12 protein-coding genes are annotated in these 15,539 nt (G+C 45.0%); all 12 read right to left on the bottom strand.

What is annotated here, in order from left to right; translation table 11 throughout:
• Positions 1–561: 561 nt before the first annotated feature.
• Positions 562–1,260 carry a sulfotransferase family 2 domain-containing protein gene (locus Q0986_RS15235; RefSeq protein WP_299411958.1) on the bottom strand — a complete coding sequence of 233 codons (699 nt, stop codon included), beginning with the start codon at positions 1,258–1,260 and terminating at the stop codon, positions 562–564.
• A gap of 68 nt (positions 1,261–1,328) precedes the next feature.
• A complete protein-coding gene (locus tag Q0986_RS15230; protein WP_366918600.1) occupies positions 1,329–1,688 on the bottom strand; it encodes a hypothetical protein in 360 nt (119 codons plus the stop codon).
• Positions 1,689–2,384: 696 nt separating this feature from the next.
• Positions 2,385–3,515, bottom strand: a complete 1,131-nt coding sequence (locus Q0986_RS15225; protein WP_299411955.1) for an endo-1,4-beta-xylanase — start codon at positions 3,513–3,515, stop codon at positions 2,385–2,387.
• A 4-nt stretch (positions 3,516–3,519) separates the two neighbouring features.
• Positions 3,520–4,530, bottom strand: a complete 1,011-nt coding sequence (locus tag Q0986_RS15220) for a glycosyltransferase (RefSeq protein ID WP_299411951.1) — start codon at positions 4,528–4,530, stop codon at positions 3,520–3,522.
• 51 nt (positions 4,531–4,581) lie between these two features.
• Complete coding sequence (locus Q0986_RS15215; protein ID WP_299411947.1) at positions 4,582–5,661, bottom strand: glycosyltransferase; 1,080 nt, start codon at positions 5,659–5,661, stop codon at positions 4,582–4,584.
• 35 nt (positions 5,662–5,696) lie between these two features.
• Positions 5,697–6,623 carry a glycosyltransferase family 2 protein gene (locus tag Q0986_RS15210; RefSeq protein WP_299411945.1) on the bottom strand — a complete coding sequence of 309 codons (927 nt, stop codon included), beginning with the start codon at positions 6,621–6,623 and terminating at the stop codon, positions 5,697–5,699.
• 17 nt (positions 6,624–6,640) lie between these two features.
• Positions 6,641–7,804 carry a glycosyltransferase gene (locus Q0986_RS15205; RefSeq protein WP_299411942.1) on the bottom strand — a complete coding sequence of 388 codons (1,164 nt, stop codon included), beginning with the start codon at positions 7,802–7,804 and terminating at the stop codon, positions 6,641–6,643.
• The gene (locus Q0986_RS15200) at positions 7,797–8,729 is read right to left on the bottom strand and encodes a glycosyltransferase family A protein (protein ID WP_299411939.1); all 933 of its coding nucleotides are present in this window, start codon (positions 8,727–8,729) and stop codon (positions 7,797–7,799) included. Before Q0986_RS15200 ends, Q0986_RS15205 begins: the two co-directional genes overlap by 8 nt.
• Before the next feature lie 21 nt (positions 8,730–8,750).
• Positions 8,751–10,070 carry an O-antigen ligase family protein gene (locus Q0986_RS15195; protein WP_299411937.1) on the bottom strand — a complete coding sequence of 440 codons (1,320 nt, stop codon included), beginning with the start codon at positions 10,068–10,070 and terminating at the stop codon, positions 8,751–8,753.
• Complete coding sequence (locus Q0986_RS15190) at positions 10,063–11,385, bottom strand: oligosaccharide flippase family protein (protein ID WP_299411934.1); 1,323 nt, start codon at positions 11,383–11,385, stop codon at positions 10,063–10,065. The genes Q0986_RS15195 and Q0986_RS15190 overlap by 8 nt, the downstream gene beginning before the upstream one ends.
• Positions 11,386–11,471: 86 nt before the next feature.
• Entirely contained in the window at positions 11,472–13,496 is a 2,025-nt protein-coding gene (locus Q0986_RS15185) for a polysaccharide biosynthesis tyrosine autokinase (RefSeq protein WP_299411929.1), read from the bottom strand.
• Positions 13,497–13,766: 270 nt separating this feature from the next.
• On the bottom strand, positions 13,767–14,564 hold the full coding sequence (locus Q0986_RS15180) for a WecB/TagA/CpsF family glycosyltransferase (protein ID WP_299411924.1): 798 nt from the start codon (positions 14,562–14,564) through the stop codon (positions 13,767–13,769).
• Positions 14,565–15,539 lie beyond the last annotated feature (975 nt).

Here is a 15,539-nt window from a genome sequence, read left to right as displayed (position 1 = left end):
GAGAGGATGAGAAGGTGTGACAGAGTGAGCCATCTAGACTACCAGAGAGTGGTGAATCACCTGGAGTTGGCTACTCAGTCCTGACAATTTCTAATAATCCATCTCAGATATCATCGTGAAGTCAAGGTTTCTAGAAATCTGAATCACTATTTTGCAAGCGAGGTATTGTCATGGTGCTCGTTCAGATTTTGGCACGCATAATTGCCAGTCTTATTGGATTAGTTATGAGTTTGGTTGCTTTGTGGCGTTGGTGTAGCGATCATAACTTCCCTCATCTTTGATCTACTGCTCTGGCAAGAATTCAGTATCAATTACTTGATCTGATGTATAGGACGGAGAGCGATTAAAGCCGGGGGAAACGTTGATATACCGTCTTTTGAATAACATCCCTTAGGCAGAGATTTAGTGCGTCAGGTAGAACCCCAAAACCTTGGCTATAGCTGGGGATTAACTATCAAAGCAATCTCTCTTCGATGTAAGTATTTGGGAGGCTAAAAACCCCACTCTACATAATTTCCCCCGGTTTTAATCACTCTCTTCAATTGGGCCTTCCACCCGAAATCAATTGGGTGACTCAAGGCTGACAGATTCGAAGAATTTACCAAACACATCGTAATCTTCTCTGTAGTCACTAAGAATTTTGGCTTTTAGCGTTGAGTCAATGCTGCCAATAGCAGCGTCTTTGTACTCTCGGCCACCATCTTGCTTCTGGGGAAGGCTAAGCAGTGTAAGCCCAAGACGGTTGGGCAAGTTTTGGAGTTCTTTGACACTAATCACTATGTCAAAGTAGGATGGATCGTCGCCGAGGAATCTCACCTGAGGATCAGTGTGATACTGAATACTTTTTGAGATCGATCGATATGTATCTAGATTTTCAACAAATTCTGGGAAACTGGGGCATCGCTTTAAATTCTTGGCCTGGAGCTGGAGTTGATAGCGTGCCAAATCAGAATGGTACATGACTCGATTGCAGTAGGACGATACCAGTCGATCTAATGGATCTCTGACGATCGCAAGCTTAATCCAGTCTGAAGCTAGCGCAATCGCTTTAAACGGTCGAGATGGAAAAATTCGATGAATGTGGTAAACGTACCGATGCCCCACCTTTAGGGGTATAAATTCCTGCCCCGTTCTCAGCGCATAAAAAGCATATTTGAGAGAGGTACAGGCATTCTTTGGTACAGGCCAGTAGGCGATTTTATGGCCTGGGATTCTGACTGGATACTCGAAGAAAATACTGGCATCTTGATGATGAATCATGAGGTAATTTCTGTTTGAACTGACATCGATAGAGAATCAACAGCTTAGCTCTTAAAGAACAGCTTCTACTAGCTGCCATCAAGATACTGTTTAAGGCTAGCGTAGTTTGAAATGAGTTCTTGGAGGGACTCTATATTTAGTTTCCGAAAAGAGGTTTTAGGTTGGCAAGGGGGTAAACCCAGGAAATCAAGAATCTGGCTTGTGACTGCATCAATGTTCTCAACTATATCTTCGTAGTAAATATCTGGAATATGATGACCGCTCAGACGATTGGCAGACTGAATTTCAAGATCTCTAAACGCCAAAAACTTATTCTCCAAGGCTTCTGAAGACAGCAATATCTGTTTGCATTTAACGCCAGGGAACTGGTTTGTATTAGTCTCTTTGTGGCTCCAAATTTCTTGTTGTTCCGCAATAGTTCTTGACATAATCGTTGGTAGTTTATTTCTATACTTTAGATGGATGAACCGAATTTCTTTGTTCCTGATCTAGCGGCTTCCAGAATCTTAGAAACATCAAGCACTTTCATAACAATGCTTTAAGCTGATTATGTAGTTTTGATAGTTATGCAATCCGCTATAATCCGATTCCAAAGTACCTCGATTTGATGCTTATCATTAATGGGATAGTATTAGAACAGCTTGAATCCGACAACATTGATTTTCGGAGGCCGTTTTGAATAAACTGAGCCAAATATCTGTTCAAATGTTTGGCCTCTCAATCTTGCGAATGTCTCACACTCAACAAGAATTGAGGGATGTTGAGAATTGAGGAGGGAAATCGACAGGTTTGACCCCAGGGCTGTTTTAAGTTCACCAGAGGTAATTCAAAAGCATTGGAAATTCGTGGGCAGTAATATTGTCATGAGAAATCTGGGTACATAAGAATCTTGATTTCAGATTTTCTTCCAGGAACTTGAAACAGCCCTGGGTTTGACCCCGTTCGGGAGCAGGTTAAAACCATAAATTTTTGAGAGTCATGATGACCAAAGTGTTTGGAAATGTGATACGTAAGGATGCTCAGTGCTTTGCTGGGATCATGAACCACCTTAGAGAGAGTTTGAGACATTGTGGATCCTATCGATATTACTTTACGGACAGTCAATAATGTGTAGGAGAGTGGAACTATCGCTTGGGTGCGGCCTTAAGGTTGTTTGCGATTGCAGACCAAGCCAGCTTGCGATTCATCTGCCTATCCAGGGGCAGTGGCCGAGGCAAGGCAACGTCTTTTCTGGCTTCGTTCTTGAGCCAGATATAGCGATCGCTCAGGCCCCAGGTGATCAGTGCGTTCACGGCTGGTTCCTGTAAGACCACGGATAGATACTCGCTATAGATTTCGGCAACCTGACGATCTCGCTGGTCAATGTCCCGTGGAAACGCTCTATCCGTCACATCCAACTCCGTAATCATAATTTTGAGGCCCAGAGCTGACACCTCCCGCAAAAACGTCTTTAACTTCTCTGCATTGATCTTGGTCTTCCCTCGCAGATGCCCTTGAATCCCTAAAGCATGGATCGGAACTTTTTTCGCCTTGAGCCGTTGTAAAAGTGCTAAGGTTGCTGCTCTTTTCTTATCATTTTCGTCAAAGTCTAGGGCCACTTCGTTGTATACCAGTAAAGTATTTGGGTCCGCAGCCGCAGCAGCCTGAAAGGCCATCTCGATGTAGTTCGGCCCCAGCATTTGTAGCCAGGGATTCTCCCGCAATCCATCTCGACGATGATGTAAAGGGAAAACGGCCTCATTGACTACATCCCAGGAGTGAACTCGACCGGCAAAGTGACCGACAACCGTCTCAATATGCTTCAGCATCTGATCACGGGCGTTAAGTGCATTGATATGAGTGGCAAACCAAGGTGGCAATCCCTTATGCCAGACTAGTGTGTGGCCGCGCAAGGCCATCTGATTCTGAGCTGCAAAGTTAGCTAACCAGTCTCCATCATTAAAATTAAACTCGTTGGGGGTTGGGCGCAGGCGTTTCCACTTTAGTTCCACCTCCGGCGTCAGCACTCCACATTCCCGTTGGAAATAGCTAGCAAAGATGGGATCTGAAGTGAGAAACCGTTTCTGCGTAGCCGCACCATAGAGAAGATTCTTCTGTGCCGCCAGTTCACGCAGTGGTTGGGCATCATGGCTAGGTAGTGAGAGCGCTACCGATGGCCGTTGATGGACAGGATGAGATCGCCAACCATCGACACCGACCGCGACTCCAGCTCCGGCCATAGTCCCTAATCCTAGAACAAAATCTCTCCGCTTCATAAGGTTATCCTGCTTGTTTAAGCTTGGCCGTGCTTCCTGATCGAGCTTCAGCCAATTGCGATGCAAGATTAGAAGGAGCCGAACCAAGGGAGCGACGTAGTAGAAGACGAGCAATGGGGTAGCAGTAGACTGCCACCAGCGTCGTCAGAGAACGCCAATCGCGGTGAAAGATCGAGGCATCTTCCCTCAAACTAATTTGAAGAAAATGTTGAGCCTGAGTATGGTTGTCACTAGTTAGGGCTAGCCGGGCTAGATAGCGATAGAGGTATGCTCTGGCCCTGGGTAATAGCACCCCCACTTTGTCTGGATGTCTCTGGTAAGCAGCCTCTAGCACCCGTTCATTGCACTCCAGCATGCAGCTGACGTTAAACGACAGGCCCGTGGGTCGAACTCGGTAGCAAACCAGGGGGGTAGGAACCCGGTGAAACTGCCAGGATTGTAAAGCAGCAATTCGCAGCCAAAAATCCAGATCTTCTATACTTTTAAGACTTTCATCAAACAGACCAATTTCGTCCACCAAACAACAGCGAAATACTGCATTGGAGCCATGACCAACAAAGTTTTTGTATAGCAGCGCTTCAAGAGGGTCTGGCTCAATTGGCTTGCCGCTAAGACGCATCCAGGTCACCTCACCATCATCTCTGATCACCTTGGACGCGCTATAGACAACACCAACCTGCGAGTATTGATCCAAAAGGCGGACATGAGAAGCCAGCTTATCGGGTTCGTAGCGATCATCACCGTCTAGAAGTGCAATATATGGGGATTGAGCAGCACGAATACCATGATTTCGGGCTGAGGATAGTCCTCCATTCTCCTTCTGTAGTAATCGAAATCGGGCATCCCTTTGGCAAAATTGGTGGGCGATATACGAGGTGTTGTCTGTAGAGCCATCATCAACGATTAGGGCTTCAAAGTTCTCTAGACTTTGTTGCTGCAAAGAGGTGAGGGCATCTTCAATATACGAATCGATGTTATAGGCAGGAATAACAACAGTGACGGTCGGTTTGTTCATCTGTAATTATGAGATATCTTCAAAATTTGCTATAGGAGGGGCGCGAACTCTTCAAGTGGCAGATACAAGGGTTTGCATCAGACTCTCCGTTTGCTGGCCCACTCGGTTCCAGTTGTAGTAGTTGAGGACTGATTGTCGTGCCTGCTGTGACAGCGACGCATACAAAGCTCGATCACTGTGAAGTGTCTGCAAAGCCGTGGTTAAGCCCTGCACATCCCCTACATCGACTTTGCAACCAAATTCAGAAGCCACTCGATCCAGCTCGGGTAGATTAGTATAAATGACCGGCAAACCAGAAGCCGCATAATCAAAGAGCTTCAGAGGCGAAAAGAAAAAGCCATATTGTGTCCAGTCGATTTCTCGATATAGATTCAATCCCACATGGGCAGAGGCGAAGTATTTGGGGACCTCTAGATAAGGGACGGGAGGCATAAAGTGAAGATTGGTCGGTATCTCCTCTGATAGTTGGTGGGGGGGATGTCCTAGCACAATAAAGCAAATATTTGTCCCTTCTAGATGACGGGCACATTTCAGTAACAAGTCAAAGTCATGCCAGGCATAGTCCGTTGATCCAGCCCATAGCACTCTAAACTGATTCTCTAGCCCTGGAAAGAGTGATGGGTCTGACAGAGTAGGGGTAAACATCTCAGGATCAGAGCCATTAGGCACCAGTTCTGCACTTTTGATGCCTATATCTTTGGCATATCGCACCAGCGGTGCCGATACACAGAGTGCTGCTTGCGCACTTCGAGCCGCCAGGGCACGCAGATGAAGACCGATGCGATCTCGCCATCTCAGAGGTTCCGGTAAAACCTTCAACTCATCCAACGTCGAGTTAATTTCCCAAATAATAGGCTGATTAGGCTTCACGAGCCTAGGTACTAAGGAAGCGACTTCCCACCCCACTCGGCCATCAATGCGCAGATATAGCACATCTGACTGGGCAATAAGCGCTCTAAGTCCCAATACTGAGCGAGCAAAAAATTCTGAAAACTGCGAACCCGTCTCGTTATCTAAAGCCAGTAGCTGAATGCCCTGACGCGCTAAATAATGGGACAACTGATAGGTATGCACCGAGCCACCACTCCGAGGTGGTGTCGTATTCACTTTATGTAGAAAACCAACTTTCACAACGATAGTCCAAGCAACTGACTGACAACAGAACCCTAGATTCGATGGATGACTTGATACTCTTCGTAGCACGTCCCTAAAACACCGGAAATCATGCCGAAACTATGGGAGATATACTTCAGATTCTTGAAAAAAATAGGCTTGCCCCTCATATAGCACAGGGGCACTAGCAGCAACCCACGTAAAATTCGCCGAACTCCCTTGAAAATAAATGTCAAAAACACGGCGGTTGAAGGGTTGAGATTAATCTCACATAATGCCTCTGTATTGCCGCATCGATAGCCCCGCTGCAAAATCCACCGCAGGTTGGTACGACTCTCAGGTATCCATTCATAGACCAGAGCATCATCAGTCCAGACTAACTTATAGTCCAAACCATGTAATCGTCGAAACAGATGCCAGTCAGACCCACCCGTCAGTGCTAGCCGCTCATCAAAGACAAAATCAAGCTGCCTGAGGATAGATGCTTTGACCAACGTATTGTTCGTGGCAGCAGCAGATAGCTCAAAACCAGACTGATGACGAGGACGCTCAAAAAACTTACCGTGTTGAACCCAGTCATTCACCCGATGCCGAAATTTCGGCAGCACAGGCCCCATAATAGCGTCTGCTTGATAGGTTTGTTGAGCGAGCAGGAGCCGTTCTAACCACATCACATCCGGTACTTCATCGTCATCAATAAAAACAATAAAGTCTGTATCAGGACTGGCACAGGCTACCGATCGATTGCGGGCAAATGGTATGCCTCGCTGTTCTTCGACGTCGTAACATAGACGATAGGGGAAGTCTTGCTCCACTGATTGGATAACTGTGTGGGCAGACTGATCAACATCGTTATCGATAACAATCACTTCTAAATCGAGAGCCATAAATATCTCAAACTTCTGGTTGGTAATGCCAACTAGGAGGCGCTTTAGACCCTCAGGTCGAAGGCAGGTTATGATACAGATCGAGACTTTCATAATGATAAGAAATACAGCTAGATAGAAATACTTAATCGTGAGTCAAACCGCTCCATAGCTTGACTCATATAAATTTGCTCAAGACGTTCTGACTGACGTTTGAGATCAAACAATTTGCAGACACGCTCACGACCTTGATGACTGAAGTACTGCCACAGGTCTACATCAGACAGAAGCCGGATCAGGTGGGCAGTTAGTTCTTCGATATTGCCTTCAGTCGCTAGCAGCCCTGTCTCAGCATGGGCAACTGCCTCCGGGACACCGCCGCTGGCAAAACTGACGACAGGAAGCCCTACGGCTTGCGCTTCAGCAAAGACCTGTCCAAACCCTTCGGTGTCCCCTGAACGAGCCGTTAAACTGGGCACGCAAAACACCTTAGCTCTTTGCATCCAAGCCTTCACTGCGTGATGGGGCTGTGCGCCCAGAAAGGAGTAGTGTCTTACTTTGGAGGCCGCTCGCTTGATTAATTGGGGCCGTAGGGGACCATCTCCGATGACAACTAGCTTGAGCTCAGGGAAAGATGTCTGAAGTTGACCCATAGCATCTATCAGATGTTCACAGCCTTTTTTCTCGACTAGCCGTCCCACGAATAAAATGATGTTCTCTCTACCCACAAGCGGTTTAAAGGAGAAATGGTCTACATCCACACCAATGTGATGAACAACCAGTTTCTCTTCAGGAAACCCTTTATTTACCATTTCCCTATAGATAAAGTTAGAGACTGCGATGAAAAGTCGAGCACTCCGAGCGAGGGTTTTGCGTCGTTGGATGTAGATCTTCTGGATGAAATTCGACGCTGCAGACTCATCATTCGTGGTGATATCAAAGCCATGATACGTCACGATCAGCGGTAGGTTGAGCCGCAGAGCCAGCGGCAGAGCAACCGCTCCATCTTGTCCAAAGTGAGAATGAATCAGCTTGGGTTGAATACGTCGAATCTGATGTACAAATTGAGAAGGAAAGCCGTGCAGCGCTGCATTGCGCTCTTTTATTTTTCCACAGATCCCTCCTTCGCTGAGGACTAAGTGACGATCAGTTGCCCATGAAATATCATTCTTAGCTCTGAGGCCGACATAATAGGGCGTAAATTGCTTCAAGGACTCCATCTGTAACTTAATAAAGGTCTCAGATAAATTGAGCAGGGTGTTTCTATAGACGAGAAGGGTTGGAAGACTATCCATACTTGACTCTCCTCCTCTTGATATTCTCTGGATTCTTAAGGGTGCAGGAGATCACTCGCAGCAAAATATTGACACTTCTGAAAAATCGCATTCCCCGAAAATAACGTCGAATCTCCAGCCCAGCCTGGGGACCAGAGATCCCTGTTCTTAAATAAATACCTAACCCTCTAATGAAGAGGCCATCTGCGAATTTCTCTAGGGTCGGAAACTTGGTCCGTAACGCGTAGGCGATGGAGACTGACACGGATGCCTTCAGCTCTACCTGGTCTTCTCTATGGGTATAAGCGTTGGACTCATGTAACCGCTGTTGGGCTAGCGCTGTGGACTCAAAATATCCTTTGCTCAGGGCAATAGCAGCGAACTTCAAGTAGTTATCGCTAGTAATTCTAATTTCATCAGGCATCGGTAATATTTGCTCAAGCAGATGTCGTGAAAAGCACATCCCAGAGGTAGCCGTCGGAATATAGGGAAGAGGCTGAGCTGATGCAATCTGGGTTCGCAAATCCCAGCTAGCAGAGGGAAGACTTTGAGTCAGGTATGAATGAGGAGCACCCACAGTATCGATATAGGCTAAAGTATGAAAACACCATCCAATTGCTGGATATTGCATAAAGCATTGGACAATCTGAGAGACCTTATCTGCTTGAAACAGATCGTCAGCATCTAAAAAACAAATAATGTCACCCGTACAGGCAGAGAAACCAGCGTTTAAGGCTGAAGCTTGGCCCGCATTGTCTTTCAAAACAATTTGAATTTTATTGGAGAAGGAATTGATTATTGCTTGTGAATTGTCCGATGACCCATCATCAACAACGACGACTTCCACATAAGGATAGGTTTGATGGATCGCACTATTGATACAGCTAGCTAAGTAAGCTGCATAGTTATAGTTATTGATAATGACGCTAACTTTAGTATTTTTCATGACTGATAAAGCTTCATGCGTTTAATGAGCAGCGATTATCGGTGTTGTCTCATGCAAATTTTGATCTGTACTCGTTGTTGCGTTAGCCTCTAGCTTGCTTCGTTCCCTCTGCACAAGAACGAAGATACCCACGAAAACCGTCCATGCAAACTGGGGGCGGACAACAGTTGAACTTTCTGTCAAATTGACCATAAACATCATGGCCAGGAATGCGAGGGGGAAAATACCCGAGAGTGATGTTGTCTGTCTAAGCAGCTGTAAGGCTTGGTAGGAGACAAGGACGTAGCATAGTAAAAAGAGAACTGTTCCGAGTATCCCGATATCCAACAGTAAATCTAGAAAACCGTTGTGAGCATGGGGTGCTTGCCAGCCAAATTCACGCCAGACTACTTCTGCTCCTCCCCCTTTTGTCCAGAATGCACCGTAGCCATGCCCCAAGAAGGGGCGATCACGAACCGATAAAAGACACTCATGCCATAGGTCGGTCCGGCCTGATAGTGTTGCGTCTTTACCGAGGCTACCCAGGAGTTGGTCGAAGTTGTCAGAGACAATAGTAACCACACTACCCGAACAGAAGATAAAGAAAGTAAGAATGGGTAACATCCAGCTGTATTTCAACCTTAAGGATTTCAGCAGAAGAATCAGCAAAGATATTGTCAAAGAAATGACCAGCGCTGTCTTGGAGTTTGAAAGAATTAAGTTCAGGGCAAGGATAACTAGACAGAAATACTTAACAATATACATTTGCTTTCTAATAGGAGTAAGGCAGAGGCAAAGTAAGCCTAAAACCATACTTCGACCCAGATAATTTTTGTGGCTATAAATTCCTCGCCATGACCCAAAATGCTTAATGTCTTCTCCGCTTAAAATAATGCCTTTGCCCATAACACCGTACTGAGGTAGCACTAACCCAAAAACTAGGCTAAGGGCACCGCTAATCATAAATGCAGTGGAGAGAATAGTCAGAGACTTGTTCAGGTCAAATCGGATGCCAAGATAGAGACCTAGAAGAGTACAGCGAATAAAGGGTAAACACTTTTGAATCGAAAGGCCAGGTGCATCAGACCAAAAAATTGTTCCTATAACGAAGGTGACAACAGTCATTAAAGGCCACAGTTTTTGTAATGCGGGAATAAATGTCCTCCAATGGATCAACAACAGCAGTAATGTTGTGAGGGTGGTGGTATGGTAAATAAGCTTTTCGATAGTTAATGAAATTCTATAGTCAAATTGCATCAAAAAGAGAATTGAACTTGAATAAAAGACAATCGCAAATATACAGAAAGATTTCTCAAAAATGTAAAAGTATTGATCTACTGTTTGAGCTGCCCTTTTATCCATTCATCCTCTCCCTCTCAATATTCAAGACTCTTTTTATCTGTCTCCGACTGTAGAAAATTGCAATCGTCCATAGGATGATCATTAGCAGCCCATCAGAGGCAAGACTCGACGCAATTGCCCCTTTCCAGGAATACAGTGGAATCAAAATTAGGTTCCCACAGAAGTTGAAGATAGCGATAAAGACCTGAGCAGCACTCCGTAGGCTTTGCAAACCAGCTCCAGAAAGTGAATTAGCAGCGAAATAGTGCATGGCTTTGAAAAATGGCAGCGGAGCTAACCAACAAAGCGCCTGAGCAGACTCTGCATAGTTTTGTCCAAAGGCATAGGGCAATAGTGGAGACAATAGAATCAGGACAACGCCGACAATGATTCCGTAGATTGCGGCCAATGGTGTCAAGCGCTTCGCATACTGCAATGAATGGCTGATGCCAGAGGCACCATGTTGATAGAATTTGGCGTAGGAGGCAGACAACAGAGAGCGAATCGGAACGAAGGCAACATCAATGATCCGATAGGCTGCAGCATAGACCCCAGCAGAACTGAGCGTCGAGAAACGAGCCAACATCGTTTTATCAACGTTGTTGTAAATCGTCTGAGATGAGAGACCTGTTGAGTAGCAGAACCCCTCAAACAGCTCTGGCCGAATTCGTTCTAGCGCCAGCTTAGGAGACCCCATGTGAATCTGAACTAGCAACACAGCGACAGAGGCTGCAATGATCGTCCCAATTAGGTACAGGACAGTCCATCCCACTGCATTCGGTTCTGGAAAGATATAGACCATCACTATCGCTGCCACTACGCGGGTAATACCTGGAAGAATTTTGATCTGAGCAGTCTTGCTGAGCTTGTGAATGGCCTGAAAGGCGTGCCCTGCAATCTCTAGTAGCCGCAAACAGATAAAATCTGAGATCGCAGCACAAAACACTAAAGTTGTCGAAATATTATTAGGTAGCAAAGATGGCGAGATTAAACAAAGAAGGGCCGTAAAAACCGTTCCAGTCACGCCAATGATGAGCAAAGAATTTCCCCAGTACTGATTGAACAGCTCTGGATTTCTAGAAACGTTCTTAACAATTAAGCTACCGCTACCGAGGGTGACAAAGGGTGCAAAGATCGCAATCAAAGATGTTGCCCCCACAAATGCCCCGTATTGGTCAGGCCCAAGCGCCCGCGCAATGATGATGAAGTACACGGCCTGCAAAACGATGCCAACCCCTTGGCCCATCAGCATCCAAAGCGTATTCTTTGCAAGCTGATTGCTATGACGAACACGCTTAGTCAGTCCAGCTGCGCGATTGAGAAAAGTTGTGGGCATAAATGAATGCTACCTAAAGCCATAATACAGACAGCTCAAAAGCTGACATTTCAAAATGGAAGGGAGGAAAAGCTTGCATAAATCTGTCATACGGTCTGCTTGTGTTTCTCTGGAGTAGGGACGGGGCTCTGGTAGTATTTGTCGTCGTAATGGAAATAGCTATGGGGCTCATCTTTGAGCGTGACCCCATTTGCGACGATTCCCAGAATGTCAAGATTAATCTGCTCCAGGAGTTCCTGGGCTGCGATCGCACTCGATCGCTTGAGAACTTTGGGACGCACGGTTAGGATGACGCCATCAGCCATTTTGCACAGCGAGCGAGACTCACTGGTCGCCAATAACGGGGGCGTATCAATAATTACGTAATCATAGGTTTGTGCAAACTGCTCTACCAATGCACCCATTCTTTCTGAGTTCAGGAGAATACCAGGTTCCGGAGGAATTACGCCTGCCGTTAAGACATGCAAGTTCTCTAACTCTTTCTTGATCACAGTACTGGCGTCAACGCTATCTATGATTAAGTTACTCAAACCGACAAGATTAGAAAATTCCCAAATCAAATGCTGTGTCGGACGTCGTAAATCGGCATCAATGATCAAAACCCTGTGGCCCTGCTGGGTCATTGATGTCGCCAGATTGGCGACCGTTGTTGATTTCCCTTCGTCAGCAATGCAACTAGTGATGACTAGCGTTTTCAGCCTCGAATCAGTCTGCATAAACCTAAGATTCGATTGCAACATTCGATAGGCTTCACTGATGGGAAAGGATGGACGTATCGTCTTTATAGAAAGCAGATCATTGGATTCAGAGTAGCTGTGAAGCAGGACAGATCCATCACTTTTTTCGATCAAGGGAACGACCCCAAGCAAAGTACTATCAAATAAGGTTTTTGCCTCTTTGATCGTCTTGACCGATTGGTCTCGTATTTCAAGCAGAAAGACAACCCCAATGGCGGACATTCCTCCGAGCAAAATACCTAGAATAAGTTTGAGCGCAATCGGTTTCAATAGAAACCTGTCAGAGGTTTTAGCATACTCAATAATGTGACCGTTACTGCCTTGCTGATTCGCGGTTACCTGAATTTCTTGTTGCTTTTTGAGCAGCGTGGAATACGTTGACTGCGCAGCTTCAATTCGCCTTTGCAACTCTCGCTGTATTTTCTGAAGGCGAGGCAAATCTTGAAGCCTCTGCTCATAATGTCGTCGTTCTGCATCTAGCGATAGGGCCTGGCGTTCAAGTTCAATCTTTTGTGCTTGAGTTTTAACTAATTCACTCAATAGAGTTTGGCGTACCCCTTTGATCTGAGTTTGCGCAGGTGACACAGAACGCTGACTCCCTGAGACTTGGGCTGCTCTAGTATCTAGTAGCGCTCTTAACTTCACTACCTTTTCTTGCAAATCTAGAACTTTGGGATGGGCCTCTTCATAATGATTTTGAGCAAGGAGGAGCTGTTTTTCAGCTCCTTGCAGATCTTGAGCCACATCTGAAACCCCCGGTGACTGGCTAAGGGCATCCACTGTTAATGCTTGTTCTGCAGCAAATCCAGACTGTTTTTGGAGTATGGCATAGCGAGTCCGAACCTTATTCAAATCAACCCGGGTAACACTAGATTTTCGCTGAATTTCATCTAAAGTTTCAGAAAGCAATTTTGCTTCAGTGTCAGCATTGACAAGCTTATTAACTTCCTGAAACCGGCGAAGTGATGCCTCTTCCTGACGGACCGCAAGTGCTGTTTGGGGTAGCTGCTCAGAGACAAACTGCCTCAATTCACGTGCTTTCTGTTGATCAGCAACCACCCCATTTTGCAGGTAAATGGTCATGAGTTTGTTGACAAAATCAGCCGCCTCATCGGGGATGTTGCTGGTAAACGAAATTTGGAGTAGATCAGTACCTCGGACTTTCTCAATCTTGAGTCTTTTCTTGATCAGGTTTTCAGGTTTTAATGCTTCTCCTTCATCGTCCTTTAGATCCATGACATCAATGACCCTTTGGACAATGGGAATGGATCGCATGATCGCAGCCTCAGTCTCCATCGGATCATTGCCACCAATCGCTTTCAACTCACCGATCTCAGTCTCAACTAGCGACGACGTGAGCTTTTCACGCTCCAAGAGGATTTTTCCACTTGACTCATAGGTCACTCCTTTGAGGTAAGTGTAAGCTCCTATAAGGCTTGTCACCACGGTAAATGCTAGCACTGCGAAGGGCCAGCGTCTGCAGAAAATCAAATGGAGACTCCGCAAATCATTCAGGAAAATCTGCAGATCCGAAGACTTCGATTTCATAAGCTAGAAGATTACCCAGTGTAGAGTTAAACATGTGAACCGAAAGAATTAGGATTGCTGCATTTTAGCTAGGATCCAGTTCAGAACAAGTGACTTTCAAAGTAGAGAAATAGACTGATACTTAGCGAGGGCAACCTGTAAGGCAAAAGCAGGATTTCCGAGAAGGTAGCGTGCCAACAAACGTTTAGGTTCTCGTGCTAGCCGATACAGCCACTCTAGGCCATTGTTGGATAGCACGATTGGACAATCCTCAACAATCCCTGCTAAACGATCAATGACGGCTCCACCTAGTAATATTGCATTTACATTGAGGCGCTCTAAATTTTGATGAATCCAATACTCTTGCCTCGGCATTCCCATACCTACCACTAAGATATTTGGACTCATGTTATTGATCTGAGTAATAACAGCCTCATTTTGCTCGGGGCTGTCCATAGCAAAATAGCCATGATGTCCAGACAGCTCAAGACCTGAATACTTTGAATAGATGTTCGTCAGCGCCACCTGTAGGACCTCTGGCTTGGCTCCAAGTAGGAAAACTGACAGATTATTCTTATGAGAATGCCTCAGTAGCTCTGGCATCAAAGTTGAATAAGAAACCCGATACTCCTTCGGTAACTGATAGCCCATGAACCTCAGTGCATAGAGGACACCAAGGCCATCACAGTGAGTAATCTCAGATTTTTGCAAAAAATCATAGAACCAGGAGAATTGGACTGACAAATTGAAACTATTAATATTGTAGTTTGCAACGACTATTCTCTGGTCTAACTGACAAGCTTTATTCACTCTACTTACAAGAGTTTTGGCCGTCATACAGGTTAGTTTTCTACTTAATAAGTTTGCTTCTACAACTGGCGGAAGCTCACTCCTGAAATCATCAATAAATACCATAATAGATTGTCCCCCAATTAAAAATCAATGACTGATTTTTTAAATTCAATCTTTATTTAAAAAGCGAAAATTTCAGCATTTTAAAAATGATTTTGGAAAATAGGATCGAATATTCACGATTAAGCAATTGTGAATATTCTAAGGAACGAATAGTGCCTGAAAAGCTACTGTGTAAAATTCTTGTCGGCTCACAGGCATACACCCTTGACTATATTTGCTGTGCAACAACAAACTGTCTCTAACTCCATTGTCTAGAAGCACTCACGCCTGAATCTAGAGGTACAAGTAAGCACTATTTGCCCATCACCATACTTAATACCAATCACCTAAACAAATGACCTATATTAAGCTGCGAAAATACTGCAACTATGCCCATCGTCCTAATCTGGTAGCTCATACCCACTCAAAATTGGCATAATGCAATCTATTCAGAATAGATTGTATAGGCAAGAAATATGCTTTGCGTCTTAAATTCCGTTGAAAACTTTATCAATCAGTATGAGTTAGCTAAAATCATTAGTCCACATCCAAGGTCCTTTGAAACTGATTTCGCAACTTTTGTATTCCTGCAAACAAAAGCTGTAAATGAATGTAGATCCTAATTTCATCAATCATTCCCCCGTTATTTCAATGATAGTACCAGTAATTAAATACGTCCTATGGTACTCTTTATGCACCAAGGATAATAAGGCGTAAGCAGGTTGATTTTTGTATAAAAAGATACAAAATATTCCCTTTATAAAAAAGGAAATTTACTAAGCAGATTAATTATAGGATTTCTCGGCATTGTCAACTTAACCGCCGATCGCAAGGACTAGGCACTATTTTTCAACGATAGGCATTAGATGGAGGTTTATGCAGCAGTGCTTAGACCCGTCCCTAGTGGTCATAAGTCGGTGTAAAGATCAGCCTATCTCAAGCAGCTTCTTCAAACGGTTCAAGCTTCCAGTCGGGAAGAGTTCTGGTCTTTCTCCA

The organism is Acaryochloris sp. IP29b_bin.148 (assembly GCF_028285565.1).
In the GTDB taxonomy this organism is placed as follows: domain Bacteria; phylum Cyanobacteriota; class Cyanobacteriia; order Thermosynechococcales; family Thermosynechococcaceae; genus Acaryochloris.
The sequence above is the reverse complement of the archived record's forward strand: the minus strand, read 5'-3'. Positions and strand labels throughout refer to the sequence as shown.

What these genes read in the sequence shown, in the direction of transcription:
- Q0986_RS15195 (WP_299411937.1), bottom strand. Translation starts at nt 10,070, where the DNA reads ATGGATAAAAGGGCAGCTCAAACAGTAGATCAATACTTTTACATTTTT.
- Q0986_RS15235 (WP_299411958.1), bottom strand. Translation starts at nt 1,260, where the DNA reads ATGATTCATCATCAAGATGCCAGTATTTTCTTCGAGTATCCAGTCAGA.
- Q0986_RS15200 (WP_299411939.1), bottom strand. Translation starts at nt 8,729, where the DNA reads ATGAAAAATACTAAAGTTAGCGTCATTATCAATAACTATAACTATGCA.
- Q0986_RS15210 (WP_299411945.1), bottom strand. Translation starts at nt 6,623, where the DNA reads ATGAAAGTCTCGATCTGTATCATAACCTGCCTTCGACCTGAGGGTCTA.
- Q0986_RS15220 (WP_299411951.1), bottom strand. Translation starts at nt 4,530, where the DNA reads ATGAACAAACCGACCGTCACTGTTGTTATTCCTGCCTATAACATCGAT.
- Q0986_RS15180 (WP_299411924.1), bottom strand. Translation starts at nt 14,564, where the DNA reads ATGGTATTTATTGATGATTTCAGGAGTGAGCTTCCGCCAGTTGTAGAA.
- Q0986_RS15230 (WP_366918600.1), bottom strand. Translation starts at nt 1,688, where the DNA reads ATGTCAAGAACTATTGCGGAACAACAAGAAATTTGGAGCCACAAAGAG.
- Q0986_RS15205 (WP_299411942.1), bottom strand. Translation starts at nt 7,804, where the DNA reads ATGGATAGTCTTCCAACCCTTCTCGTCTATAGAAACACCCTGCTCAAT.
- Q0986_RS15225 (WP_299411955.1), bottom strand. Translation starts at nt 3,515, where the DNA reads ATGAAGCGGAGAGATTTTGTTCTAGGATTAGGGACTATGGCCGGAGCT.
- Q0986_RS15190 (WP_299411934.1), bottom strand. Translation starts at nt 11,385, where the DNA reads ATGCCCACAACTTTTCTCAATCGCGCAGCTGGACTGACTAAGCGTGTT.